Raw genomic sequence first — 23,511 nt, forward strand, 5'->3', positions numbered from 1 at the left:
CACGAGCTGGCGGTGAACAACGCGCCGCTGACCGGGGAGAGCAACGCCGTCGGCCGTACGGCCGAGCCGGTGGCCACCGGACCGCCGTTGGAGGCCCGCAACTGCGTGTTCATGGGGAACGACGTCGTCGCCGGCTCCGGGCGGGCCGTGGTCTTCGGCACCGGCGCGGCCACCGAGTTCGGGCGGATCTACCGGCTGGCCGCGGCCGCACCCCGGCAGAAGACCCCGTTCCAGAGCGGTGGGCCAAGCTCTGGGTGAGGTCAGGCTGCCCGAGGGGACGGTTGTCGCAACGATCGTCCGTGACGGACAGCCCACAGTGCCGGATCCGGCGATCCCGCCTGCGGGCGGGGGACGAGTTCCTGCTCGTTTCCCATTCCGCGACCGAACAGGACATCCACGCGGCGTTCCGGTGAACCGCGCCAATGCCGGGCACGCCACGCTGCCCGCCACTGTGGCGGGGCCGGGTGCCGGGCCGCGCGACAGGCGAATCAGTGATGCTCTCCCGCTCCCCGCACCACCGCGACCGGACAGTGCGCGTGATGCAGCAGGGCCTGGCTGACCGATCCCAGAAGCAGCCCGGCGAAACCGCCGCGCCCCCGCGCACCGACCACCAGCAACTGAGCGGAGCGGCTCGCCTCGATCAACGCCTCCCGCGTCCCGCCGTGCACCACCCTGTGCTCCACGACCACACCGGGGTAGCGCTCCTGGCGGCCTGCGAGTGCCTCGGCCAGCAACCGCTCCTCCTCCTCGGCCAGTGCTCCGGGCGGGTTCGCGTACGGCTCGGACGGATCCTGCGGGGCGGGCATCGGCGCGTTCCACGTGGTCCAGGTGTGCATTGCCACCAACGGTGCGTTCCGCAGGGCGGCCTCGGCGAAGGCGAAATCCACGGCCTTCTGTCCTGCGACCGAGCCGTCGACGCCCAGCACGATCGGACCGTCGGCGTGCGGTTGCTCGCGCACGACCAGTACCGGACACCGGCCGTGTGCCGCCAGATGCACCGCCGTCGACCCCACCAGCAGCCCGACGAACCCGCCCATGCCCCGGGACCCGACCACCACCAGCTCCGCGGCACGCGACTGTGCCTGAAGAACCGTCAACGGCTCACCGGTCACCACGACATGACCGACCTCGACCTCCGGCGCCGCCGTCCGAGCCCGTTCGACCGCCTCGGCCACCAGGCGATCGACCATGTTCTGCAACCCGCCCTCCGGCGGTCCCAGCGGCGACGGCCCCAGCGGCACGTGCAGTGCGGGCCAGACGAACGCGTGCACCACCCGCAGCCCCGCGCCGCGCGACCGCGCCTCCCTCGCGGCCACCTCCACCGCGGCGAGACTCGACGCCGAACCGTCCGCGCCCACGACCACGAGACCGCTCACCATGCCTCCCTCGTACCGATGCCGTCACCTCTCACCTTCAGGTTCACCCCCGCCCCGCTCCGCCGCCTCAGGAACGAGTGGCCACCGCAGGGCTCCGGACGGCGCGGGGAAGGCCCGGGCGGCGCCGCGCACGCGCAGGCCGACTTCATTGCCGGGGACGTAGGGGACCGAGGTCGGGTCGAAGATCCGGGCGGAAACCGGTGTTCCGTCCGTCAGCCGCAGCGCGAGCAGGGCGTCGTGGCCCTGGAAGTCACGGCGTACGACCGTCGCGGTGATCACTGCCGCACTGGCGGCCGGGACGACCTCGATCTGCTCGGGGCGCAGCAGTACCCGTCCGGGAGCGGAAGGCGGACGGCCGTCCGTAGTGACGATCGGCATGAGGCCGAGCGGTGTATGGGCCCCATCGCCGGTCATCTCGGCCGGCAACCAGACGGCTTCGCCGACGAAGCCGGCCACCCACGGATCGGCGGGCGCACTGTAGACCAGGTCCGGAGGGCCGCTCTGCACGATCCGGCCGTCGTGCATGACAGCGACCTCGTCGGCGATCGACAGGGCCTCGCCCTGGTCGTGCGTGACGAGGACAGCCGTCGCGCCGTCGGCACGCAGGGCGCCGCGTACGTCCTGGCGCACCTCGGCGCGCAGAGTGGCGTCCAGGGCGCTGAACGGCTCGTCGAGCAGGACGACCGGCGGATGCGGGGCGAGGGCCCGGGCGACGGCGACGCGTTGCTGCTGGCCACCGGAGAGACGGTGCGGCATCCGGTTCCCGAATCCGGCGAGGCCCACCAGCGCCAGCACGGTGTCGATCCGTCCGGTCCGTCGGCTGTGCCGGTCGAGCCCGTAGGCGACGTTGCCGCGCACTGTCAGGTGCGGGAAGAGTGCGCCTTCCTGCGGGACGACCGCGATCCGCCGCCGCTCCGGCGGCACGGTGCGGCCGGGGGCGGCGATCCGGTGGCCGTCGAGCCGGATCTCCCCGGCGTCCACGGCTTCGAATCCGGCGATGCAGCGCAGCAGCGTGGTCTTGCCGCTGCCGGAGGGGCCGAGGACCGCGGTCAGCGTCCCGGAGCGGACCGTGAGGTCCACGCCGCGCAGGGCCCGCACCTCGCCGAAGGACTTGTGCGCCGCGGTGACGCGCAGCTCCGCCATGTCAGCTTCCTCCTCCCTGAACCGCCTGGGTGAGGACGCCGGTACGGGCCGACAGCCACCAGGTCGGTACCGCGGCCAGCACCACCAGCAGCACGGCGTAGGGCGCGGCGGCCGCGTAGGCGGAGACCGCTGTCCGGCTCCACAGCTCGGTGGCGAGGGTGTCCATCCCGGTCGGCCGCAGCAGCAGGGTGGCTGGCAGCTCCTTCGTGCAGGTGAGGAAGACCAGGACCGCACCTGCGCCGATACCGGGCGCGGCGAGTGGCACGGTGACCGTGCGCAGTACGTACGATCTGCGGCGGCCGAGCGAGCGGGCCACCTCCTCCAGCGCCGGCGGGGCCTGCAGCGCGGCGGTGCCGACCGCTGCGACGGCCAGCGGGAGGAACAGCGCCGCGTAGGCCAGGGCGAGCAGCCAGACGCTCTGGTACAGCGGGTACGCCACGTTGATCCCGAAGAACACCAGCGAGAGGCCGATGACCAGGCCGGGCAGCGCGTGCGAGAGGTAGGCCAGACGGTCCAGGACGACAGCGACGGTGCCGGGTGCGCGGGCCCCCAGCAGCCCCAGGGGCAGGGCGAGCAGCAGGGTCAGGCCCGCACCGGCGGCGGAGACGGCGAGCGAGTTCCCCGCCGCCGTGGCCAGTCCCGTCAGTGAACCGGGCCGGGAGACACCCTCGCCGAACCATCGCGCGAGGCTCGCCGCCGGGACACCGAGCGCCAGCGCCCCCGTGCCGACCAGGCCGGATGCGGCAAGCCACCGCAGGCGGCCCAGGCGCAGCCGTACCGGTGGGCGGCCCGCGCCGCCCAGGCGGGCGTAACGGGCGGCCCGCCGTCGGGTCAGCTGCTCGCCCGAGACGATGAGCACGGTGAGGGCGACCAGCACGGTGGCGAGTACGAGCGCGCCGGTGCGGTCGAAACCCAGGCTGATGGAGGTGAAGACGGCCCGGGTGAAGACATCCGCCCGCAGCACGGAGACCGCACCGAAGTCGGAGAGCACATACAGCGCAACCAGGAGCGCGCCAGCCCCGACCGCGGGCCGGATCTGGCGCAGCGTCACCGTGATGAACGTGCGCCACGGGCCGCTCCCCAGGGACCGGGCCACCTCCTCCTGTGCCGGATCGGCGCTCGTCAGCGCGGCCGCGACGGGAAGGAAGACGTACGGGTACGACACCAGCGTCAGGACCAGCGCCGCCGCCCAGAACCCCTCGAACCCCTCCACCGTGGAGACCCAGGCGAAGGCCGCCACATAGCTCGGCACCGCCAGCGGCAGCGCGGCGAGGACCCCGAACAGTCGCCGTGCCGGCAGGTCGGTGCGCGTGACGAGGAACGCCCAGGCCACGCCGAGCGCCGTAGACGCCGCGGTCACGACCCCGGCCAGCCCCAGGCTCCGGGCCGCGAGTTCCCCGGTCCGCGCCGTGAACAGCTCCTCGCTGATGCGGGCCCAGCCCGCGTCAGCGACCCGCACGCCCAGATACGTCAGCGGGATCAGCGCCACCGCGACTGAGACCACCGCGGCGACCGCCAGCGCCGGGCGTGGCACGAGCCGCCGCACCCGGCGGCGCACGACGGCCACCGATGCCATGGTCAGGCCAGCCCCGATTCCCTGATCATCTCGACCGTCGTCTGCAGGTCGTCGAGGTCGCCCAGGTCGATGTCCGGGGTGGTCAGCGAGGACAGCTGCGGCAGACCCCGCGCACTGGACACACCGGCCACCAGCGGGTACTCGTACGTCTCCTGGGCGAAGTAGGTCTGTGCCTGACCGCCAAGCAGGTAATCGACGAAAGCGCGGGCGTCAGGATCGTCGCCGGCCCCCTTCAGTACACCGACACCGGAGACATTGACGAGGGCGCCGATGTCCCCGTCCGGGAAGAAGTAGTTCTTCGCCTTGAGCGCGTCGACGGAGGTGCCTTTCTCCGTGGCCAGCTCATACACGTAGTAGTGGTTGACCAGCCCCGCGGCGAGCCTGCCGTCTTCGACGTCGGCGACGATCGGCGCGTTGCCCTCTCTGATCTGCGCGTCGTTGGCCTTCAGCCCGTCCAGGAAGTCCTGGGTCCGCTGTTCGCCGTGCTCGACTCGCATCGCGGTGATGAACGCCTGGAACGAGCCGTTGGTCGGCGCGATGCCCACCCTGCCCTTCCACTCCGGCTCGGTCAGCTCGAACACCGACTTCGGCAGGTCGTCCCCAGCCACCTGGCCGACGTTGTACACCATGGTGCGCGAACGGCCGGTCACTCCCACCCACTGCCCGCCCTCGTCCCGGTAGGCGGCCGGTACCTTGTCCAGCACCTCGTCCGGCAGACCGGCGAGCAGATCCTCCCCGGCCACCGCGCCCAGAGCTCCGGCATCCTGGGCGAGGAAGACGTCCGCAGGCGTTCGGCCGCCCTCTTCCTGCAACTGCGCGGCCATGGCGGCCGTATCGCCGTAGCGCACCTCGACGGTAACGCCGGTGGCCTTCTCGAAATCGTCCAGCACGGGCTTGACCAGGGGCCTGCTCCGACCGCTGTACACCGTGATCTCTTCGTCGGAAGCCTGGCCGACCGGCTGCGCTCCCTGACTCTCGCCGCCACAGGCCGCAAGGCTCAGTGCCAGCAGGCTGCTGATGGCGACCGAGGCGGCGACTCTCTGGCTGGTACGCGTGTGGTCACTCACCGGTCCCCTCCCTGAGGCCCGAACTGACTTAGGATAGGCTAACTTTACATCTATTTCAGCATTTATATAGATATCTATAGATAACTTCTGGCTAATACCGAGCAGCCCAGCGCCGCCGGACGCCGTCCTCGTGCTCTGCCTGCTCCAAGGCCAGGTCGCTCCGGTCGAGCGCCTCCCGCAGGCGGAGGATCCAGTGGCGCCGCAGAGCACGCACCCGGTGCCGGGCGCTGATGACTTCCGCGCCCACGAGCTCGGCGGCGGCGTGCGCGGCCGCGTACTCGGCGGCGGCGCGCACGGCACGGCCGTAGGCCGCCTCGGCGTGTACGAGGGCCGTGTTGGTGGGCGCGGCGGCGGTGGGCGGACGGGAGGGTACGGACGTGGAGACCGTCGCCGGATGGCGTACCCCCATGGAGGTGGTCCAGTGCACCGTGACCTCGGCGGCGACGATGCCCGCGGCGGCCGAGTCGAGGGCCTGTTCCCCGCCCAGGAGCAGTCCGCGCAGCAGCCAGCTCTCGGCCTCGGACAGCAGGTCCCGCCATGCGCGCTCGGCTCCCTCCCGCGCACGCAGCAGCCGCTGGTGCTCGGAGCGCAGGATGCGCAGCTTCTGCTCCAGCAGGTCGGCTCCGCGCTCGGCGACATCGAGGCTGTGCCGTAGGCGCAGGCGTCCCGCACGGCCGGGCGGCGTACGGCGGGCGCCGGTCATGGGGACGCCTCCGTGTCCGGGGCGTCCTTCGCTCCGTGGGCGTCGAGGAGGGAGGCAGGGAGCATGGAGAGCTGACTGCGGGGCAGGGTGAGCAGCGCCCGCCAGCCGCGTTCCAGCGAGGTGTCGAGGTCGCGCGGTTCGTCGCTGCGCTGGTCGGCGAAGTCCCGCAGGAACGCCTCCTCGTAGTCCAGGTAGCGGCGGTCGGTGGGGCTCAGCGCCGCCTGGCCGACCAGGTCCGCGAGATCGCGCACCTGCCGCGCGCGGGCCAGGGCCGCCAGTAGCTGGGCTGCGACGTCCAGGTGGTCGTCGCGGGTACGGCCGGGTCCTGCGCCCTTGCGCATCAGCCGGGAGAGCGAGGACAGGGCGTCCAGCGGCGGGTACACGCCCCGCGCGTGTGTCTCGGGTGAGAGCACGATCTGGCCCTCGGTGATGTAGCCGGTCAGGTCGGGCACGGGGTGGGTGATGTCACCCGCGGGCATGGTGAGCACCGGCAGCACGGTGACCGAGCCGGGACGGCCCTTGATGCGTCCGCAGCGTTCGTAGAGGGAGGCCAGGTCGCTGTAGAGGTAGCCGGGGTAGGCGCGGCGGGCGGGAATCTCCCCGCGGGCGGCGGAGACCTCGCGAAGGGCTTCGGCGTACGTGGTCATGTCGGTCATCACCACGAGGACGTGGCGTCCCTCGGTGAAGGCGAGGTGCTCGGCGACGGTGAGGGCGATGCGTGGGGTCAGGATCCGCTCGATCACCGGGTCGTCGGCGGTGTTCAGCAGCAAGACGAGCTCTCCGGCCGAGGAGCGTTCCTCCAGGGCGTCCCGCACGAAGGAGGCGTCGGCGTGAGTGAGTCCCATACCCGCGAAGACGACGCTGAACGCCTCTCCGGTGGCGGTGGCCTGCGCGGCGATCTGAGCGGCGAGTTCCAGGTGCGGCAGTCCGGCCACGGAGAACACCGGCAGTTTCTGTCCGCGTACCAGCGTGGTCAGGGCGTCGACGACCCCGACGCCGGTGAGCACCGGCTCGGACGGCGGTTCGCGCCGCACAGGGTTGATGGGTACGCCGCCCACCTCGGCGTCGCGGGAACCGAGGACGGGCGGGCCGCCGTCCAGGGGCTCGCCCCGGCCGTTGCAGACCCGGCCGAGCCAGTCCATGCCGACCGGGACGCGCAGTGGGCTGCCCGAGAAGGCCGCGCGGACGCTCTCCGGGTCCATGCCCGCGGTGCCCTCCAGCACCTGGATGACCGCCAGGTCGCGGTCGGCGTCCAGGACCACGCCGTGGCGGCGTTCGCCCGAGGCGAGGGTGATGCGTACGTACTCGTCCCAGCCGATCCCCGCCACGCCTTGGACGATCGCGAGCGGACCCCGAAGTTCACGCACCGATGTGTACTCGACCCAGGCGGACAGGTTCATGGCCGCACGTCCCTCAGCCTGGCGAGCATGGCGTCCCTGCGCGCCGCCACCCCGACCGAGTCATGCGGTCCGGTGTCCTCGCGGGCACGCAGCAGCGGTCCGAAGTCGACCTCCTCGAGGGAGGCCGCCGGGACGTCGGCATCGACCAGTTCGCGGCAACGGTCGGCGACGGCGAGGACGGCGTCGGCGAGGGCGGCCGTCTTCTCCGGCCCGCAGTAGGCGTCCCGCTCCGACAGCGCGCTCTGCTGCAGCACGCCCTCACGGACCAGCCTCCCCGCCAGGACGCTGATGCGCTCCCGCGCGGGCAGGGCGGCGATGCCGACCAGGTCCATCAGGTCGGCCAGCCGGTCGGCCTCCGCCAGCACCGCTCCCACCCGGTCGCGGCGGCGTCTCCATGCCGGATCGCCGGCTGCCCGGTGTCCGACGGCGAGGACTGGTACGTCCCGGGAGAAAGACCCGGCCCAGGAGACCGCCGGGTAGTGGCGGGCGTAGGCGAGATCGCGGTCTAGGGTCCACAGGCAGCGGACGAAGCGTTCGGTGTGCGCGGTGACTGGTTCGGTCATGTCCCCGCCGGGCGGCGACACCGCGCCGATCACGGTCACCGAACCTCGGTCGCCGCCGAGGGTGGTCACGGCGGCGGCCCGCTCGTAGAAGGCCGCGATGGCGGAGGCCAGCCCGGCCGGGTAGCCCTCCTCGGCGGGCAGCGCGCCGGTGCGGGAGGCGAACTCGCGCAGCGCCTCGGCCCACCGGGAGGTCGAGTCGGCGATGACCACCACATCCAGGCCCATGTCCCGGAAGTACTCGGCCACCGTCACCCCCGTGTACACGCTCGCCTCACGCGCCATCATCGGCATGTTGGAGGTGTTGGCGATCGTCACCGTGCGGTCCGCGAGGCGCCCGCCCGTGCGCGGGTCCTGGAGCTCCGACAGTTCCGTGATGACGTCGGCCATCTCGTTGCCGCGTTCCCCGCAGCCGACGTAGACGATGACGTCCGCATCGCACCACTTGGCGATCTGCTGCAGCAGCACCGTCTTGCCAGTACCGAACCCACCGGGCACCGCCACCGTACTGCCCCGGGCCACCGGGAAGAGCAGATCGATCACCCGCTGACCAGTGTTCAGGGCCCCGGGGCTGTCGACGCGTTCCCGCACCGGGCGTGGCCGACGCACCGGCCACAGAGTCCCGACTGCCACCTCGGTGCCGTCCACCACGGCCACCGCCGCGTCACGCGGCTGGTCCCCGGTGCCGGCGATCTCCTCGACCGTGCCCCCGCTGCCGGGCGGCACGAGGACCTTCACCGGCACCGGCCCCGCGTCGTGAATCTCGCCGAGCGCCTGCCCCTCGGCCACCTGCTCGCCCCGCGTCACCAGCGGGCAGAAGGACCAGGTGTGTTCCTCGGCCGCAGCCCACTGCGCGCCAGGCAGCAGCCAGTCACCGGCATCGGACAGGGGACGCAGCAGGCCGTCGAAGATCCCGCCGAGCAGCTCCGGACCGAGCCCGACCGACAGCGGACGGCCCTGGGACAGCGCCGTCTGCCCCGGAGCGAGGCCGCCGGTGTACTCGTACGCCTGGACGGTGACCACGTCACCGCGGATGGCCACGACCTCACCCGGCAGCCCGGACGGGCCGATCGAGACCAGGTCGTACATCGCGACGCCGCTCGTGTACTCCATCTCGACCAGCGGTCCGGTGACGCGCAGGATCCGCGAGACCGGCTGCCGGGCAGGCGGCCATCGATGCGTCCCGGTGGCTTCCTTCACGGCTCCCACAGGCTGCGCACCTCCGCTCCCATACGGTCCAGCGCACGGTCGGCCAGCGCGGTCAGCGAGAGGTCGGCCCGCCTGCCCGGCGCCCGGGCCACCACACCCCCGTCGGGGTGCTCGCGCACCTCGGCGCCGGGCCCCAGGAGGAGCCGGGCCCGGTGTTCCAGCCGCTCCCGCATGGAGGTGTAACCACCCGTCCGGCGCAGATCCCTCACCCGTTCGGCGGCCCCCCGGCGCAACTCCTCGTACGCCTCCCGGCGAGCGGCGAGCGTGCGGGACCTGGCCTCCCGCCGGGCCCTGACGAGCAGGTCGCGGGCGGCGCCCGCACCATCGGCCTCGCCCTGCCGCCGGGCCTCCTGGAGAATCGCACGGGCCTCTGCGCGGGCTTGGTCGAGCAGGGCGTCGGCCTCCTGGTCCGCGCGGGACAGGAGCGCTTCCGCGTCGCCGTGAGCCGCCCGCAGCAGTTCCGCCCGGACCGGGTGGAGCGCGTCCGTCGTCTGGTCGGGTGCCTGGCTCCTCATGGCGGCATCACGGCGGTCAGTGGGCGGCGGGCCCCGGGTGTCACGGAGCCTGACTCCAGCGCCTGGGCCGCGGCCGGGGTGAGGATCACCAGGTCGATGCCGTCCGGCAGGCTCCGCCAGGCGCGGCGTACGGCGTCGGGGTCGTCGGCGACGAAAACGACAGCTCCGGCCAAGGCCAGACCGGCCACACGGGCCCGCTCCCCGAGGGCGGCGACGCGTCCCATGATGGTCAAGCCTTCCCGATCAGGATCACGGCGACGACCAGACCGTAGATGGCGATGCCTTCGGCCAGGCCGACGATGACCACGGCCCGGCCGAAGAGCTCAGGCCGTTCACTGAGCGCCGCGAGGGCCGCCGCACCGGTGTAGGCGACGGCGATGCCGGCGCCGATCGTCGCCCCGGCCATCGCGATCGCGGCGCCGATCAGCGCGGCGGATCCGGAGCCGGAGTCCTGCGCCGCCGTGGTCGCGGCCTGCGCGGATCCTCCGCCGAGCGCCAGGGTCAGCACCACGGTGGCGGCCACCAGGAGCACGGCGTCGGCGGCGACCATCCACCACAGGGCCGCCCGGCCCGAGCGCCGCAGTACCAGCCGTACGCCGACGAACGCCGCCACGATGACGGGCAGGGCGAAGAACCAGGTGATCACGATTCCTCCTCCCTCGCCGGGCCGCCGTGTCGGACGGCTTCCCGGGTTGCGGGCAGCCCGGCCGTCGGGACGGCCGCTACCGTGACGTGCTCGACGGGTAGCCGCCACGGCCTGAAAGGGCGGCCCTCACTCTCGAAAAGCCGGGAGAACAGCTCGTAGAACTCCAGCCGGAGTGCCTGGACGCCCGCCACCAGCGCCTCCAGCGAGAAGGCCAGGGCGTTGCCGAGCATGAAGACGAGCACCGCTGCGACCATGCCCGCCGGACCCCGGACCGCCAGAGCCGTCGTGCCGTCCCAGACGATCGCGCCGAGTGCCGCATGCGTCAGCCCGAAGGCCGCGAGCCGCGCGAAGGACACGACGTTCGAGCCGATCCGCACCACCGCGTCGAAGAGCTGGATACCGGTCTGCACGGCACCGCCCGGACCGCCGGCCGTCGTCGTGTACAGCCCCACCCCGGCCAGAGCCAGACCGACGAGGCAGATCACGGCCCCCGCGGCGCCGTACGCCCCCTGGCCGAGCCAGACGTACCGGGCGACGACGGCAAGACCGAGGTAGAGCGCCGCCCCGGCGATCCCGGTCGTCGCGTACAGGGCCGCCGACGGCCCGCCCTCCCGCCACCGGTTCACGATCCCCGCGGAGTACGCCACGGCGAGCAGCACGGCGCCGAGCCCGACGGCCGTGGCCAGCAGCCGCATGGGCTCCTGAAGCGGTTCCAGCCAGAGCACGGGCAGCACCCCGGTCGGACCGAAGAACTCGCCGTACGCCACGCCGGCCAGGGTCGCGGCCAGCCCGGCCCCGGCGACGAAGGGCCACAGCGGCCGCAGCGCCGCCACTCGGCGAGGCCGTCCCACCCGCAGCAGGAGCGCGATGCCGACCAGCAGCAGCCCGTGCCCGGCATCACCGAACATCAGGCCGAACATCACCACGTAGACGACTCCGGCCGCCATGGTGGGGTCGAGGTCGGCGTAGGGCACGGTGCCGTACGTCGTGACGAGCGGTGTGAAGGAGCGGCGTAGGGGCGTCGCCGGGTACGCCGGGGGTCCGGCGTCCGCTCCGGCCAGCAGAGTCGGCGGATCGACACCGCGCGGGGTCCGCAGCGGTACCAGAGCGCCTCCGGCACCGGCGATGCGCGCGGCCGTGGGGCCCACCTCCGTCTCGGGGCACCAGCCGGCCAGTGCCGCGACCGCGCCGTGCGGGACCGCGCTGCCGAGCCGTTCCTCCACCTGCGCCTCGCCCGCCAGCAGGTCGGCCCGTCCCTCGCGCTCCAGAGCGTCCAGGTCGGGGCGGACCTCGCTGAGAACGGGTGGTGCCGGTTCGGAGCGCAGCCGCTGCAGGCGCGTCGCCGCAGGCCCGCGGACATCGGGGCCTCCCTCCCCGGTCAGGTCGATCTCGATGCAGCCCGCCTCGGCGATCCGCACCAGGCTCTCCCGCAGCGCCTGCTCGGGAGCCACGATGGCCACCCTGCGCATCCGGACCGGGACCGCCGCCTCAGCCCGGAGCACGGAGCACCTCCACGGGCCAGTCCCCGGTGCCGCCACCCCGGGAGGCCAACTCCAGCGCGCCGCGGGTCCGCCAGGCGTCGGCGGACAGCAGAGCCACTGCCCCCACCACCGGTTGCGGGCCGAAACGGGACCGGCGCAGCAGTTCCCGGCCGTCCCGCTCGACGGCGTTCCACCACCGAGCCTCCGCCCGCCACAGGTCCGCCGCCTCGTCGATGTCCTCCAACAGCCACCTCCCAGTGGTCGGCAGCGCGGTCCGGAAGTCGGCGTACGATCCCGCGTCCACCGCTCGCGAACCGAGCAGGCGGACCGCCCGGCGGGCGGAGACGCCCGGCATCCGGCGGCCGACGACGAACACCTCACGGCCGACCAGCAGGGCGAGCCGGGCTGCCGCCCAGCGTTCCGCGTCCGGAACGGCGGTGGCGAGGCGCACGGCGGCGGAGACCCGCATCCCGGTGGCGACCGCGGCCGCCGAGTCGCCCCCGGGATCGCCCCAGGCGGAGGCCGCCAGGGCGGCGCGCAACTCTGACGGCGTACGGGTACGGGCGAGTCGCTTCCAGGCGATCGCCAGCGCGCCCAGGCGGTAGGGCGGGGGGTGGAGGCCCCCCGTGCCCGGCCGGAGCGGGGCGGGCACGAGAGCCCTCACGTGGTGTTCGGTGTTGGAGATCTCGAATCCTGCGGCGAGCGCCCGGACGGTGTCGGCGCCGGAGGCCGGTTGCCAGCCGGCGAGGATCCGCAGGTGCCACAGCAGTGTCGCCGAGACCGCGCGCTGCGCTTCGGCCGGTGTGACGCCCGGGGTGACGTCGTGCCGGTAGGGGGTGGCCGACAAGTAGCGCAGGGCGTCGTCGAGGGTGGGGGACGCGGCCACCTCCCCGATCCCCTCGGCTCCCAGGCACCTGTTTCGCAGAGCGCGTGCACGGGTCACGCCGGCCACCCAACCGGCGCCCATCACCGATCGTCCCCCTGAGGATCCCCCGGGCCCGGGGGTGGCGGTGGCGACGCCTGCTCCGCCGCGAGGTCCTCCAGCACGAGCGCGACCACACGACCGGTGAGAGCGGGGGCCCGGCTCCTGGCACGGTCGCGTACCGCGACGGCCTCACGTTCCGCCTCGGCGAGCAGTGCCGCCGCCTCGCCCTCGGCGGCACTCAGCACCTGCTCGGCGGTGCGAGCCCGCACCAGGCGAGCCTCCTGACGTGCCTCGGTCACGATCTCCGCGGCCCGTTGCTCGGCATCCCGCCGACGTGACGCGGCGGCCGCGGCGGCCCGCTCACGTACGGTCCGGGCTTCCGCCTCCGCCTGTTCGAGCAGGGCCAGGGGCGGTGCGAGTTCGGCCCGGAGTTCGGCGGAACGGTCCGCGGGCACACCACCGGGTGCGGCCCGGCCGGGCGCCGCCGCCGGCCGGAACCGTGTCAGAAAGTCCCGGAAGCCCGTCACGAACTCTCCTCCAGTGGGCACAGGCCCCGCCTTCCAGTTTCCTCGGTAGGCGAGCACATGTCGCGCCGCACCTGATCACGTGCCCTTCAGGCAGGGTGGTTCGGCCCGGAGGTCACACGGGTCGATCGATGCGAGACTGACCCCGTAGGTGGACGGCACCCTGGGAGGCAGCCGTGAGCGACGTCGAGCACAGCTCCGCGCAGCAGGAAGCCCGCCGCACCACGCCGGGCCGCGCCTGGACACCCCGGGAGGAACCGCGCCAGGACGCGCTGGGCCGCTACCTCGCGGCGGTCGCCGCCGCCGCGTCGGCGAGGAGCGACGAGGAACCCCACCCCGCTCCCGGACGACACGTGCCCGAGACGCCCGCCACTGCCGTACCCGAGCCGCCCGCCCCAGAGCCGGCCCCCCTCCTCGTCCGGGACGTCATGCAGGTGCTGGCGACCTCCGTCCCCGGCGACATGCCGTTCCTGGACGTCGCTCACACCCTCGCCCGCGAGCAGGTGAGCGCCGTTCCGGTGGTGGACGCGGACGACCATGTGATCGGTGTCGTCTCCGAGTCGGACCTGCTGGCCAAGGCCGCCGTCACGGCGGAACCGCACCGGCACGGACCGGTCGGCAGGCTGTGGCAGCACCGCCTGTACGACAAGAGCCACGGCGAGACGGCGGCCACGTTGATGACCTTCCCGCCGGTGACCGTCCACCCGGCGCAGCGAGTGGCCGACGCCGCGTGGACCGCCGCCCGCGCCCGGCTGAAGCGGCTGCCCGTGACCGACCACCAGGGACGGCTCGTCGGCGTGGTCAGCCGGAGCGATTTGCTGCGGGCCCTGATCCGTGACGACGACGAGATCCGGGCCGAGGTCGCGTCCCTGGTCGCTCAGCACCTGCTGGACCCGCGCGCCGTCCAAGTCGCCGTGGAGAACGGCGTGGTGACGTTGACGGGGCGACTGGACAAGGCTCTTGTGCCCGAACTGCTCACGGCGGTGCGGGACATCGACGACGTCGTCGGTGTCGTCGACGAGATCGAGGCCGACTGAAGGGCCATCGAGGCCGAACGGCGGACGGACAGGCACCGGTGATGCCAAGGCAGCCCAACCAGCCCGAGCCGCTGGATGTCTCCCGGCGTCTGCGTCTGGGCGTCGAGCTGGAGGTGATCGCGGAGCAGCTCAGGTCGCTCGCCCGGGCGCAGGACCGATTGCATGACCTGTACGAGGCGGTCCTGGGCCGGGACGACCTGTCCGTGGTGCTGCAGCTGATCGTCGACACGGCGATGGAGCTGGCCGGCGCCCGCTACGGCGCGCTGGGCGTGCTCGATGAGAGCGGCAGACACCTCGATCGATTCATCCCAGCCGGCCTGACGGAGCAGGAGCGGGCCGACCTGTCGGGGGTGGAGTTCCCGCATGGCCGCGGTCTGCTGGGCCGCTTGATCACCCACCCGGAACCCTGCGGGTCGATGACATCTCCGCCCACCCGGACTCGGCCGGCTTCCCGCCCGGCCATCCGCCGATGCGCACCCTGCTCGGGGCCGCGATCAGCATCCGCGGAAAAACCTACGGGGACCTCTATGTGGCGGAGCGGCGCGACGGGCAGCCCTTCGACGCCCACGACGAAGCCCTCATCGTCGCACTCGCCGGCGCAGCGGGCCTGGCCATCGACGACGCCCGCCTCTACGAGCAAACCCGCCTCGACGCCGAGCAGTTCCAACGACTCCTTCTGCCACGCCTGCCCGACCTGCGCCCCTTCGAGGCCGCCGCCGTCTACCGTCCCGCCACCACTCCCGGCCAGATCGGCGGCGACTGGTACGACGCCCTCCCGGTACCCGACCACGCCTGCGCCGCCGTCATCGGCGATGTCGTCGGCCACGACCTGCAGGCGGCGGCCGCGATGGCCCAGATCCGCAACATGCTGCGCGCCCTGCTCTACGACCAGCGCACTCCGCCCAGCACCGTCCTCGCCCGCCTTGACCGTGCCTTGGCCGCGATCACCGATCAGCCCATCACGACAGCCTGAGCAGGCTGGCGGTGGTGGCCGCCGCCGGGGTGAAGCCGAGCAGATAGATCAGCGCGGGCACCGCCAGGACGCTGCCGCCCCCGCCGAGCGCGCCGAGCGCCAACCCCACCACGCCTCCGGCGATCAGGGCCAGGACCAGCTCGCTCACGCTATGACTCCGCCGCTGCCGTTCACGCCGATGACCGGCAGACCCTGCCGGGCCCAGGCGGTCATGCCGCCGGTGACGTCGGTGGCCTCCACGCCCGCGACGGTCAGCATGTCCGCCGCCGTGCGGGAGCGGTTCCCGGAGCGGCAGATGGTGACCACCCACCTGCCCTGTACGGCGTCGGGCAGTGGGGCACCTGCCATCAGGCGGGCCAGGGGCAGGTGCAGTGCGCCCGGCGCGTGTCCGGGGTTCCAGTCCGGGGTCTCTCGGACGTCCAGGAGGACGGCCTGCCCGTCGGCGATCTGCCGATGGGCCTGCTCGGGGCTGAGGCGGCCGGGGCCGCGGCGAAGGAACGGCGACATGAGGGGCTCCGTGCGTGGGTGCGACGCGGTTCAGTCGGTGCCGGCGGGTTGGGTCAGAGGCAGCCCGGCTTCGCCCGCGGCGGTGAAGGTGTCGTCGACGGCGACCACCTCACGTCCGGCGGCGTCCAGCAGGGAGGCGGCGATCCCCGCACGCATCCCGCCGGCGCAGTGCACCCACACCTCCGCCGGGCACTGGCCGACCAGGGCTTCGGCATCCTCACCGAGATCGACGTCAAGGCCACGCTGAAGGAGAAGCTCGGTGCCGACGTGGAGGACTACGTGATCCTCGGCGCCTGTAACCCGCCGTTGGCCCACCGGGCTCTGGAGGCCGACCGCAGCATTGGTCTGCTGCTGCCGTGCAACGTCGTCGTCCGCCGGGACGGCGACCGGACCACCGTCCAGGCTCTGGACCCGAACACGATGGTCACCCTCACGGGCCTGCCGGCTCTGCAGCCTGTCGCCGGCGAAGCCACAGCCCGGCTGGACGCCGCTCTGGCCTCGCTGTCCTGACCGGTCCGTGCGACCCCCGCCTCACTGCGTGCGGGTGACCAGGAAATCGGCGCTGCCCGACAGCGTGGTGAGGCGAGGCGTGTCCTCGTCCTCGATGCGGATGCCGGACCGTTCGCTGAGGACCTCGACGAAGCTCAGGAAGTCCAGCGAGTCCATCCCGAGCACCTCGCGGAACGCGTCGTCGGGCGCCAGGGCGGTGACGTCGGCGTCGGGGATGACGGAGGAGATCGATTCTCTTACCGTGTCGAGTGCGTCGGCTCTGTTCATGTCCACAACTGCTCCGGGTTCTGCAGGAGGCGGGCGACCGCCGTGAGGTAGCGGGCACCGACGGCACCGTCCGTCGCCCGGTGGTCGGCCGAGAGGGTCGCTGTGACCACGGGGCGCACGCCCAGCAGGCCGTCGACGGCCCATGGCCGGTCGACCACCCGGCCGAAGCCGACCAGAGCCACCTGCGGCGGGTAGATCACGCCGAAGACCGTCTCCACGCCCTGATCGCCGAGATTGGTGACCGTGATCGTGGCGTCGGACACCTCGGATCCGCGCAGCCTGCCCGTGCGGGCCCGGGTGACCAGGTCCTTCAGGCCGGCCATCAGCTGGGGGAGTGCCAGGGTGTCGGCGTCGTGCACGGCGGGCGCGACGAGCCCGCCGCCACGCAGGGACACGGCCACGCCGACATGGACGCCCTCGCCTGCCGTGAAGTGGTCATCGCTCCAGAAGCCGTTGAGTTCGGGGACCTCCCGGGCCGCCAGGGCCGCCGCCTTGAGCAGCAGGGCCGCGGGGAGCAGCCGTTCACCGACCGGGCTGCGCCGGTTGTGCTCATGCAGCCGGTCCATCGCGGCGGCCATGTCCACGGTGGTGGAGAGGTAGTAGTGGGGGATGTCCCGGTTGGCGCGGCTCATCAGGCCGGCGATCGCCTGGCGCATGGCCGTCGTCCGGTCCTCGGACGGGCGTGTGGCAGAAGGGCGCACAGGGGAAGGGCGTGCGGGGGAAGGATGTACGGGCGCGGCGGCCGCAGGCGCGGGCGGGGCCGGGGCTGATGGGCCGGGCGCTGCCTGACGTACGTCCGATGCACGGACGGCCGACTGCCTGCCCGTCCCTTTCACCGTGGCGAGGTCGACGCGCAGTTCGGCGGCGATCCGCCGGGCGAGGGGGGTGGCCCGCACATGTGGTGGCTTGGTACTGGCTCGGGCGGCTGCCGCATGGTCGACGTCGGTTCGGGTGACGCGTCCACCGGGTCCGGAGCCGTGCAGCGTCTCCAGGTCGACGCCGCTCTGCTCCGCGAGGTGCCGGACCAAGGGGCCGGCCTCGATGTGGCCGGGCCGCCGGGCGGCGGAGGGTGCCGACACCGGGACCGGGACGGGCTCAGGCGGTGGGGAGGGGATCTCGGGCGGCTTGGGGGTCTCTGCGGGCTCGGCGGACTCTGTGGGCTTGGAGGGCTTGCCCTTCTTCGGTGCGTGACGGCCGGGTTGTTGCTCCGTGGCCGGTCCGATCAGCGCGAGCGGTGTGCCCACCGGCACCGTCGCTCCGGGCTCGACGAGCAGCTTCGTCATGGTCCCGGTCTCGAAGCACTCCACCTCGATGGTCGACTTGGCGGTTTCGACGACCGCGACCGGATCGCCCTTGCGGACGAGGTCACCAGGCCCCACCAGCCACTCCAGGAGCGTGCCCTCGTCCATGTCCGCGCCGAGGGACGGCATGGTGAACTCGGCCATGATCAGTCCACCGCCCGGTGGGCGGCCGCGACGATGTCGGCGACCTGGGGCAGGGCCGCCTCCTCCAGCCGCCGGGCGTACGGCATGGGCACCTCAGCGCTGCACACCCGCTCGACGGGCGCGTCCAGGTCGTAGAACGACCCTTCCGCGATACGGGCGGACACCTCGGCGGCGAGGCTTCCCGTCCGCCACGCCTCGTCGATGACCACCGCACGATGGGTTCGGGCCACCGAAGCGGTGATGGCCGCGTCGTCCAGAGGGCGCAGCGTGCGCAGGTCGATCACCTCTGCGTTGATACCCTCGGCGGCCAGTTCGTCCGCCGCAGCGAGTGCCTTGGGCAGTGAACCGCCGTACGTGATCAGGGAGATGTCGGTGCCGGGGCGGCGGATCGCGGCGTGGTCCAGATCCACGGGGGCGGCGGGTGGGAGGAGTTGGCCGGAGACGTTGTAGAGGCTGCCGTGCTCGAAGATCAGTACGGGGTCGGGGTCGGCGAGCGCCGGGGCCAGCATGTGACGGGCGTCCTCCAGGGTGGCGGGGGCGAGGACGCGGATGCCGGGGATGTGCGCGTACCAGCCTTCGAGGCTGTGCGAGTGCTGGGCGGCGAGTTGCCGTCCGGCGCCCGTGGTCATGCGGATGACCAGCGGCACGGGCAGCTGGCCGCCCGACATGTGCAGCAGGGTGGCGGCGTTGTTGAGGATCTGGTCGAGGGCGAGCAGGCTGAAGTTGACGGTCATGATCTCGACGATGGGCCGCATTCCGGCCAGGGCGGCGCCGATGCCGGCGCCGACGAACGCGGACTCCGAGAGCGGGGTGTCGCGGACGCGTTCGGGGCCGAACTCCTCCAGCAGACCGAGGCTGACGCCGAAGCATCCGCCGTAGCGGCCCACGTCCTCGCCCATGAGGAAGACCCGGTCGTCGGCGTGCAGCGCCTCCCGGAGCGCCTCGCGCATCGCCTCCCGGTAGGTCGTCTTCGTCTCGTGCGGTTCGCCGGCGCCCACGGTCACGTCACCGCCTCTGTCGAGGAACTGGTGACGTGGTGGAGCAGGTGCTCGACCGGTTCCTCGGGTGCCTGCTCCGCCGCTTCGACGGCGTGGTCGATCTCGTCGGTGATGCGCTGCTCGATTCGGGCCAGTTCCTTGTCGCCCAGCTCACCGTTCTCGCGCATGCGGTCGGTGAGCAGGCTGATCGGGTCCCGCTCCTTCCAGCGCTCGACCTCCGCCTTGTGGCGGTACCGGTCCGGGTCGTACATCGAGTGGGCGCGGAAGCGGTAGGTGCGCAGTTCCAGGAAATGCGGTCCGGTGCCGGTCCGGATGCCCTCGACGGCCCGCCGTGCGGCGTGTTCGACGGCTTCGACGTCCATGCCGTCCACGGCCCAGGCGACCATGCCGTACGAGGCGGCGCGCATGGCCAGATCCGTCTGCGCCTCATGCCGCTCCAGGGCCGTGCCCATGGCGTAGAGGTTGTTCTCGCAGACCAGCAGCAAGGGCAGCCTCCACAGGGCCGCCAGGTTCGCGGTCTCGTGGAACTCGCCCTCGGCGAAGGCTCCGTCGCCGAAGAAGCAGCAGGTGACGTTCGGCTGTCCGCGCATATGGTCGGCGAGCGCGAGACCGGCGGCCAAGGGGAGCCCGCCGGCGACGATGGCGTTTCCGCCGTAGAAGCGGCGGCCCGCGTCGAACAGGTGCATCGATCCGCCCCTGCCGCCGCTGCATCCGGTCGTCCTGCCGTACATCTCCGCCATGACGGCCTCGGCCGTGATCCCGCGAGCCAGGGCATGGCCGTGTTCGCGGTACGTGGAGACGACCGGGTCCTCGGGCGTGAGGGCTTGGTTGATGCCGACGGCGACGGCCTCCTCGCCGATGTAGAGGTGGACGAAGCCGCGGATCTTCGCGGCGCTGTACAGCTCGACGCACCGCTCCTCGAAGCGCCGGATGCGTAGCATCGACTCCAGCAGATCCGTCCGGTGTCCGGCGGCCCCGCGCCCGGACGGAGGTCCGGCACTCGCGTTCCCCTTGGTCGTCCTGGTCTTCTTGCTGGACTTGGGGGGCGCCGAGTCCTTCCGTGTGCGGGTGGGGCGGGCCACGGTCATTCGGATCCCTCCAGGGTCGACAAGTCACCTGTGGGCAGGCCGAGTTCACGCGAACGCAGCAGACGGCGCATCACCTTCCCGCTGCGGGTCTTGGGCAGGTTCTGGTCGAACGCGATCTCCCTGGGAGCGACGGCGGGCCCCAGCTTGCGGCGGGAGAAGGCGAGCAGTTCCCGCTTCAGATCCGGGGTCGGCTCGGTACCGGGGCGCAGTGACACGAACGCCTTGACGACGTTCCCGGCGACCCGGTCCGGCCGTCCGATCACCCCGGCCTCGGCCACTGCCGGGTGCTCCATCAGCGCGCTCTCCACCTCGAACGGGCCGATCAGATGCCCCGCCGACTTGATGACGTCGTCGGCGCGCCCCACGAACCAGTACCAGCCGTCCGCGTCCCGGCGGACCAAGTCACCCGTCAGATACCAGCCGTCGGCGAACGCGGCGTCGTAGCGCTCCTTGTCGTGCAGATAGCCGCGGAACATCGACGGCCAGCCCGGCCGCAGCGCCAACTCACCCTCGACCCCGGGGCGTTGAACCTCGGTGACCCGACCGCCGATGACCTGCGCCCGGCCGTCTTCGCCCTGCTCCAGCACGGTCGCCTCGACGCCGGGCAGCGGCCGTCCCATCGAACCGGGCCGGATCTCGCACGCCGCGAAGTTCGCGATCATGATGCAGCCGGTCTCCGTCTGCCACCAGTTGTCGTGCACCGGCAGGCCCAGCACGTCCCGGCCCCACACCACGGCCTCCGGGTTGAGGGGTTCGCCGACGGAGGCGATGAAGCGCAGGGCCGACAGGTCGTAGGAGCGCGGCAGGTCGTACGGGCCCTGGCGGGGTGTGGCGCGCATGAGCATGCGCAGGGCCGTGGGGGCGGTGTACCAGACGGTGACCCGCTGTTCGCCGAGGATCCGGTACCAGCGCCGGGCGTCGTAGTCCCCCTCGTCGACGACCACCGTCACGCCGTGGACGAGCGGAGCGATGATCCCGTACGACATGCCGGTGACCCAGCCGGGGTCGGCAGTGCACCAGTACACGTCCTCAAGGTGCAGATCGAGCGCGTACGCGGCCGTGGCGTGGTGGGCGACGACGGCCTCGTGGACGTGGACCGCACCTTTGGGGGTGCCGGTGGTGCCGCTGGTGAAGTGCAGCAGGGCCATGTCGTCGGCTGAGGTCGGCGGGATGGTGAAGGTGTCCTGGGCGGCGGACATCAGCTCGTCGAAGGAGGCGGTTCCGGGCAAGTCCTCGGCGTCGGGTCCGACGATCAGGACATGCTTGAGTCCGGGAACCGATGACCGGCGCTCGGCGACCTTGCGCCGGTAGAGGGCCGCGGTGGTGACCAGGACCTGCGCGTCGCCCAGGCGCAGCCGCTGCTCGACCGGGTCGGGGCCGAAGGCGGAGAAGAGCGGGCACAGCACGCTGGTGTTCTTCAGCGTGCCCAGCACCGTCGCGTAGAGCTCGGGGCAGCGGCCCAGCAGGGTGAACACCCGGTCTCCGTGGCCGACGCCGAGTGACCGCAGGACGTTCGCGAAGCGGGCCGTGCGGCGGGCCAGTTCCGCGTACGTGATGGTCGAGACGGAGTCGTCCCGTGCGACGCAGCGCAGCGCGACCTTGTCCGCGTGGTCCGAGGCGGCGTGCCGGTCGACCGCCTCGTGGGCCATGTTGAGCCCGCCGCCTGGCAGCCCCGTCAGTGCGGCGCGGGCCTGCGACCAGGTGAAGGCGGAGCGGGACCGGTCGTAGTCGGTGAGACGGGGTGGGACGACCGGTGCGGTGTCCTTGTGGATGGTTTCCCAGTGCATGGGGGCTCCTCCCGGCACTGTCCCCTGATCTCCAGGGTCGCCGAGCCCGGCGCTGGCCGCATTTCCGCCGGATGGGCCCGGGCCGAAGGGGGCCGACGGTGGCCGCTGCCGGCGTTCGTGGAGCCGAGGGCCGCCCGCTTCTTGCGGGCCCGAATTGCACGGTGCGCGGTATCGCTCCGCTTCGCCGTGTCTCCTGTTGCCCTCGGCTCATTTCCATAGCACTGCCGTTCGCCGGCGAGTTCCAGGGCCGGACGGCCCAGGAAAGGGGACCGAACGGCCTTTTCGGACTCCTGTGGCCCTTCACTCACGGTGCATTACGACCTTGAGCGCACCGGAAGTCGTGCCGTGGGAGAACACCTCGTAGGCGTCCTCCACCCGATCGAGGCCGAATGTGTGGGTGACCAGCTGTGCGACGTGCAGGCGGCCGAACCTCACCAACTCCATCAGCCACGGTGTGGAGCACGTGTCCACCTGGCCGGTGCTGATCGTCACGTTCTTGCGCCACAGGGATCCGAGATGCAGGGTCGCGGGCCTGCCGTGCGTGCCGATGTTGGCGATGTGCCCTCCCGCGCGGACGGCGCGGGTGCACAGGACGAAGCCTTCCGGTTCACCCGATGCCTCGATGACCACGTCGGCACCCGGCCCCTCGGACAGCTCGGCGATCATCGTCCCCGGTAGTTCGGCGGCATCGGCCCTCGGGCGGTGGCTTCCAGCCGGGCGGAGGACAGGTCGACCACGATGATCCGGCGGGGCGAGTAGAGCCGCGCGACGACGACGCAGGCGAGACCGACGGGACCCGCCCCCACCACGACGACGGTGTCTCCGGGGCCCACCTCTCCGTTCCGCACGCCGACTTCGTAGGCGGTGGGGAGGACTTCGGCGAGCAGGACCGCGTCATCGAGTGAGAGAGCGGAGGGCCGTCGGTGGGCGGAGTGGTCGGCGAAGGGGACCCGTACGAACTCTGCCTGGGTCCCGTTGATCAGATTCCCCAGGATCCAGCCACCGCCCCCGCGGCACTGTCCGCGCAGGGTGTCACGGCACGCAGGACAGCGGCCGCAGGCCGAGACGGACGACACGATCACCTGGTCGCCGGGGCACAGGTCGTGGACGTCGCTGCCGGCTCCATGACCTCGCCGACGGCCTCGTGCCCGAGGATCGTCCCCGGCTTCACCTCGGGCAGGTCTCCGCGCAGGATGTGCAGATCGGTGCCGCAGATGGTCGTGGCCTCGACGCGCACGACGGCGTCGGCAGGGTCCTCGATCGCCGGATCGGGGACGCTGTCCCGGGAGATCTGTCCGGGGCCGTGGTAGACGAGGGCTCGCATGGTCATCCACTCCCTGGCCGATGTCGGCCGATTCTCTCCACCGTCGCTCTGGAAGGACGCCCGGGCAACCGGGACTGCCAGCCCGTTGACTCCTGAGAATCATCGGACTCTCGCGGCCGGGAGGTGGGGCTGCGTCACCTGGTGCTCATGCAACAGGTGCACCCCGGGGCGGGCCGGCAGTGCGTGCAGCCGCTCGGGAGGTCCTCCGACGCTGACGGCCGCGTGGGGCAGGCGGTCTCCTGGGCGAGGAGCACCACGCAGGGGCGGTGTTCCTTCCACCGACAGGCATTTGCGACGCTAGTTCACGCACAGTTGGGAGACGAGACGGCTGCTCTGCGTTCCTGTCGTAGGAGTCGAGCAGTACTTCGGCATCGAGCCCGTCTGCGGGACTCCCCCTGGAACGGCTCGCCATGAAGCCCCAAGCTTCCAGCCCAAGTAGTTGTGTGCCGC

At 72.4% G+C, this 23,511-nt stretch carries 22 protein-coding genes and 4 pseudogenes; 4 read left to right on the plus strand and 22 right to left on the minus strand.

All coding sequences use genetic code 11. The features are described from left to right. Positions 1-258, plus strand: a 258-nt coding sequence (locus ACIHCM_RS36650) for a hypothetical protein (protein WP_399906120.1), incomplete at its 5' end; no start/stop codon positions are given. A 230-nt stretch (positions 259-488) separates the two neighbouring features. Here the strand turns inward: ACIHCM_RS36650 and ACIHCM_RS36655 are convergent. From ACIHCM_RS36655 to ACIHCM_RS36715, 13 genes are all read right to left on the minus strand, one after another. After that, positions 489-1,379 carry a universal stress protein gene (locus ACIHCM_RS36655; protein WP_399906123.1) on the minus strand — a complete coding sequence of 297 codons (891 nt, stop codon included), beginning with the start codon at positions 1,377-1,379 and terminating at the stop codon, positions 489-491. A 21-nt stretch (positions 1,380-1,400) separates the two neighbouring features. Further along, positions 1,401-2,519: an ABC transporter ATP-binding protein gene (locus ACIHCM_RS36660; protein ID WP_399906126.1), complete on the minus strand. Its 1,119-nt coding sequence runs from the start codon at positions 2,517-2,519 to the stop codon at positions 1,401-1,403. Position 2,520: 1 nt separating this feature from the next. Beyond that, the gene (locus ACIHCM_RS36665; protein WP_399906129.1) at positions 2,521-4,095 is read right to left on the minus strand and encodes an ABC transporter permease; all 1,575 of its coding nucleotides are present in this window, start codon (positions 4,093-4,095) and stop codon (positions 2,521-2,523) included. A gap of 2 nt (positions 4,096-4,097) precedes the next feature. Then, on the minus strand, positions 4,098-5,162 hold the full coding sequence (locus ACIHCM_RS36670; protein ID WP_399906132.1) for an iron ABC transporter substrate-binding protein: 1,065 nt from the start codon (positions 5,160-5,162) through the stop codon (positions 4,098-4,100). A 91-nt stretch (positions 5,163-5,253) separates the two neighbouring features. Further along, positions 5,254-5,865: a V-type ATP synthase subunit D gene (locus ACIHCM_RS36675; RefSeq protein WP_399906135.1), complete on the minus strand. Its 612-nt coding sequence runs from the start codon at positions 5,863-5,865 to the stop codon at positions 5,254-5,256. Beyond that, the gene (locus ACIHCM_RS36680) at positions 5,862-7,265 is read right to left on the minus strand and encodes a V-type ATP synthase subunit B (protein ID WP_399906138.1); all 1,404 of its coding nucleotides are present in this window, start codon (positions 7,263-7,265) and stop codon (positions 5,862-5,864) included. The genes ACIHCM_RS36675 and ACIHCM_RS36680 overlap by 4 nt, the downstream gene beginning before the upstream one ends. Next, the gene (locus ACIHCM_RS36685) at positions 7,262-9,025 is read right to left on the minus strand and encodes a V-type ATP synthase subunit A (RefSeq protein WP_399906141.1); all 1,764 of its coding nucleotides are present in this window, start codon (positions 9,023-9,025) and stop codon (positions 7,262-7,264) included. Before ACIHCM_RS36685 ends, ACIHCM_RS36680 begins: the two co-directional genes overlap by 4 nt. Continuing rightward, a complete protein-coding gene (locus ACIHCM_RS36690; protein WP_399906144.1) occupies positions 9,022-9,549 on the minus strand; it encodes a hypothetical protein in 528 nt (175 codons plus the stop codon). Before ACIHCM_RS36690 ends, ACIHCM_RS36685 begins: the two co-directional genes overlap by 4 nt. Continuing rightward, the gene (locus ACIHCM_RS36695) at positions 9,546-9,773 is read right to left on the minus strand and encodes a hypothetical protein (protein ID WP_399906147.1); all 228 of its coding nucleotides are present in this window, start codon (positions 9,771-9,773) and stop codon (positions 9,546-9,548) included. Before ACIHCM_RS36695 ends, ACIHCM_RS36690 begins: the two co-directional genes overlap by 4 nt. Before the next feature lie 5 nt (positions 9,774-9,778). Then, on the minus strand, positions 9,779-10,195 hold the full coding sequence (locus ACIHCM_RS36700; RefSeq protein ID WP_399906149.1) for an ATP synthase subunit C: 417 nt from the start codon (positions 10,193-10,195) through the stop codon (positions 9,779-9,781). Beyond that, entirely contained in the window at positions 10,192-11,697 is a 1,506-nt protein-coding gene (locus tag ACIHCM_RS36705) for a V-type ATPase 116kDa subunit family protein (RefSeq protein WP_399906152.1), read from the minus strand. The genes ACIHCM_RS36700 and ACIHCM_RS36705 overlap by 4 nt, the downstream gene beginning before the upstream one ends. Continuing rightward, positions 11,684-12,643 carry a V-type ATPase subunit gene (locus ACIHCM_RS36710; protein WP_399906155.1) on the minus strand — a complete coding sequence of 320 codons (960 nt, stop codon included), beginning with the start codon at positions 12,641-12,643 and terminating at the stop codon, positions 11,684-11,686. The genes ACIHCM_RS36705 and ACIHCM_RS36710 overlap by 14 nt, the downstream gene beginning before the upstream one ends. Continuing rightward, a complete protein-coding gene (locus ACIHCM_RS36715) occupies positions 12,643-13,149 on the minus strand; it encodes a hypothetical protein (RefSeq protein WP_399906158.1) in 507 nt (168 codons plus the stop codon). The genes ACIHCM_RS36710 and ACIHCM_RS36715 overlap by 1 nt, the downstream gene beginning before the upstream one ends. Positions 13,150-13,301: 152 nt before the next feature. Between ACIHCM_RS36715 and ACIHCM_RS36720 the strand changes: the two genes are divergently transcribed. After that, complete coding sequence (locus ACIHCM_RS36720; protein WP_399906161.1) at positions 13,302-14,162, plus strand: CBS domain-containing protein; 861 nt, start codon at positions 13,302-13,304, stop codon at positions 14,160-14,162. Positions 14,163-14,203: 41 nt separating this feature from the next. Continuing rightward, positions 14,204-15,132: pseudogene (locus tag ACIHCM_RS36725) on the plus strand (PP2C family protein-serine/threonine phosphatase); the annotation flags it as partial. Between the two features lies 1 nt (position 15,133). Here ACIHCM_RS36725 and ACIHCM_RS36730 read toward each other — a convergent pair. The 3 genes and pseudogenes from ACIHCM_RS36730 to ACIHCM_RS36740 all read right to left on the minus strand — a co-directional run. Next, positions 15,134-15,283, minus strand: a pseudogene (locus ACIHCM_RS36730) (sulfite exporter TauE/SafE family protein); the annotation flags it as partial. Next, a complete protein-coding gene (locus ACIHCM_RS36735; RefSeq protein ID WP_399906164.1) occupies positions 15,280-15,642 on the minus strand; it encodes a rhodanese-like domain-containing protein in 363 nt (120 codons plus the stop codon). The gene ACIHCM_RS36735 and the pseudogene ACIHCM_RS36730, both read right to left, overlap by 4 nt. A 30-nt stretch (positions 15,643-15,672) precedes the next feature. Further along, a pseudogene (locus ACIHCM_RS36740) lies at positions 15,673-15,828 on the minus strand (MBL fold metallo-hydrolase); the annotation flags it as partial. On the opposite strand from ACIHCM_RS36740, the gene ACIHCM_RS36745 reads away from it, so the two are divergent. Further along, entirely contained in the window at positions 15,811-16,152 is a 342-nt protein-coding gene (locus tag ACIHCM_RS36745) for a DUF302 domain-containing protein (protein ID WP_399906167.1), read from the plus strand. The pseudogene ACIHCM_RS36740 and the gene ACIHCM_RS36745 sit on opposite strands and share 18 nt — an antisense overlap. Positions 16,153-16,173: 21 nt before the next feature. On the opposite strand, the gene ACIHCM_RS36750 is transcribed toward ACIHCM_RS36745, so the two are convergent. The 6 genes and pseudogenes from ACIHCM_RS36750 to ACIHCM_RS36775 form a co-directional block, all read right to left on the minus strand. Beyond that, positions 16,174-16,419, minus strand: a complete 246-nt coding sequence (locus tag ACIHCM_RS36750; protein WP_399906170.1) for an acyl carrier protein — start codon at positions 16,417-16,419, stop codon at positions 16,174-16,176. Further along, complete coding sequence (locus ACIHCM_RS36755; RefSeq protein ID WP_399906173.1) at positions 16,416-17,864, minus strand: 2-oxo acid dehydrogenase subunit E2; 1,449 nt, start codon at positions 17,862-17,864, stop codon at positions 16,416-16,418. Before ACIHCM_RS36755 ends, ACIHCM_RS36750 begins: the two co-directional genes overlap by 4 nt. A gap of 2 nt (positions 17,865-17,866) precedes the next feature. Further along, the gene (locus tag ACIHCM_RS36760) at positions 17,867-18,862 is read right to left on the minus strand and encodes an alpha-ketoacid dehydrogenase subunit beta (RefSeq protein WP_399906204.1); all 996 of its coding nucleotides are present in this window, start codon (positions 18,860-18,862) and stop codon (positions 17,867-17,869) included. Between the two features lie 2 nt (positions 18,863-18,864). Then, positions 18,865-19,950 carry a pyruvate dehydrogenase (acetyl-transferring) E1 component subunit alpha gene (pdhA, locus tag ACIHCM_RS36765; RefSeq protein WP_399906176.1) on the minus strand — a complete coding sequence of 362 codons (1,086 nt, stop codon included), beginning with the start codon at positions 19,948-19,950 and terminating at the stop codon, positions 18,865-18,867. After that, complete coding sequence (acsA, locus tag ACIHCM_RS36770) at positions 19,947-21,737, minus strand: acetate--CoA ligase (protein ID WP_399906179.1); 1,791 nt, start codon at positions 21,735-21,737, stop codon at positions 19,947-19,949. Before acsA ends, pdhA begins: the two co-directional genes overlap by 4 nt. Positions 21,738-22,037: 300 nt before the next feature. Continuing rightward, a pseudogene (locus tag ACIHCM_RS36775) lies at positions 22,038-23,061 on the minus strand (alcohol dehydrogenase catalytic domain-containing protein). Between the last annotated feature and the right edge of the window lie 450 nt (positions 23,062-23,511).

The organism is Streptomyces sp. NPDC052023 (assembly GCF_044548465.1).
Taxonomy (GTDB): Bacteria; Actinomycetota; Actinomycetes; order Streptomycetales; family Streptomycetaceae; genus Streptomyces.